Origin of the sequence: Streptomyces bambusae (genome assembly GCF_019400985.1) — a bacterium.
Lineage (GTDB): Bacteria > Actinomycetota > Actinomycetes > Streptomycetales > Streptomycetaceae > Streptomyces > Streptomyces bambusae_A.
On sequence record NZ_WTFF01000594.1, the window covers coordinates 1 to 1,863 of the forward strand.

1 protein-coding gene is annotated in these 1,863 nt (G+C 77.0%); it reads right to left on the bottom strand.

The window, feature by feature from the left end:
• On the bottom strand, nt 1–1,517 hold a 1,517-nt coding region (locus tag GPJ59_RS35870), incomplete at its 3' end, for an ATP-dependent helicase (RefSeq protein WP_374201009.1).
• Between the last annotated feature and the right edge of the window lie 346 nt (nt 1,518–1,863).

Genomic DNA, 1,863 nt, shown 5'->3' on the forward strand with positions numbered 1-1,863 from the left:
GCCTCGGGGGCAGGGGTCGCCGAAAGCCCGGGCGCGGAAGCCGTGCCGGGGCGCGAGGTTGCCCCGTCGGCAGACGTCGGCTCGGCGGTGGGTGCGGCCGCCTGCTGGTCGGTGGGCGCCGGGGCCGCCGCGGGGCCAGCGGCCGGGGTCGGGGCGCCCATGGCAGAGGTGGCTGCTGTCGCGGCCAGGCGGAGGGCGGTCAGGAGGGGGGATACGGCAGGTTCGTGGCGGAGGGGGGCGTCCGTGCCGTCCGTTTCCGTCGGGACGCCCGCCGCGATCAGGGCGCGCCGCATCGACGGCAGGGTGCGGCCGCCGGAACGCACCAGGACGGCCATGTCCCGCCACGGGACGCCGTCCTCCAGATGCGCCCGGCGCAGCACGTCCGCGATGTTGTCCAGCTCCGTCGACGCCGTCGGATACGTGAGGACCTCGACCCGGCCCCCCTCCCGCGTGGCCCGCAGCTCGCGATGCGCGCGGACCGCGTCGGCCGGCAGGCGCGGTACCGGCATGCGCGCGGTGAGCAGGCGGGTCGCCGCGAGCAGCGCCGCCCCCGAGCGGCGGGACGTGGTCAGGGCGCGGACCCGCCCGCCCGGGAAGGCCGCGGCGAAGTCGAGGACGCCGTTCACGTCGGCGCCCCGGAAGGCGTAGATCGACTGGTCCGGGTCGCCGAAGGCGACCAGCGCCGCGCCGCCGCCGGTCAGCGCCTGGAGCAGGCGGACCTGGGAGGCGTCCGTGTCCTGGTACTCGTCCACGTACACCGCGTCGTACAGGGAGGCGATCGACGGGGTCCGGTCGGCCAGCAGGACCGCGCGGTGGACGAGTTCGGCGTAGTCCATGGTGCCCTGGAGGTCCAGTACGTCCAGGTATTCGGCGAGGAAGGCCGCCGCCGCGGCCCAGTCCGGCCGACCGATCCGCCGGGCGAAGGCGGCCAGCTCGCGCGGGCCGAGCCCGAGCTCCCGGCTGCGCGCCAGCACCGCCCGTACCTCGTCGGCGAAGCCGCGCGTGGTGAGCGCGGCCCGCAGGTCGTCCGGCCACGGGATGGACCGCAGCTCGCGCTGGCCCTCCAGCAGGGACCGGACGGTGACGTCCTGCTCGGGCCCGGAGAGGAGCCGGATCGGGTCGGCGAAGAGGTCGGCGTCCTGGTGGGCGCGGACCAGCCCGTAGCAGAAGGAGTGGAACGTGGTCGGCTGAGGCGCCCGCGCGCCGCCGAGCCGCAGGGCCGTACGGTCGCGCAGTTCGACCGCCGCCTTGCGGCTGAAGGTGAGGACGAGGATGCGGGCCGGGTCCGTACCGGCCGCCACCCGCGCGGCCACCGCCTCGACCAGCGTGGTGGTCTTGCCCGTGCCCGGCCCGGCGAGGACCAGGAGTGGTCCGCCGGTGTGCTCAACCACGGCACGCTGCGCCGCGTCCAGAACGGGTGGATCCCCTCGCCCCGGCCCGGTACGTACCAGTCGGTACGCGCCGGGGTTCCGCGTACGCCGCTCGGAGCGGTCGGTGCGGTCGGAGGGAGAGGTGATCACGTGGGGTGCCGGTCCGGTTCTGAGCTCGGGGAGTGCGTCTACGTCTGCTACGTCGATGTCGGTGTCGGCGTCCGCAGGTTCGAGGGCGGGTGCGGGTACGGGTGCATCTGCGTCCGCGGGTACGAGTGCGGGGGCGTCGGCCGAAGAGGCAACGCTACGCCAACCGACCCCGGCCGTGCAGTCCCGTCCGCCCGGCGTCGCGCTGACCTGGGGCGGGCCGACGGGCGGGCCGACGCGTGCCCGGTGCGGCCGGGGCGGCGCCGCTGCGCACCGCCCTGCCGGCCCCCCCGCGGGGCGGGGCGCCCCCGCCGTCGGTCCCGCCCCCGCCGAGGAGCGCCGCGCC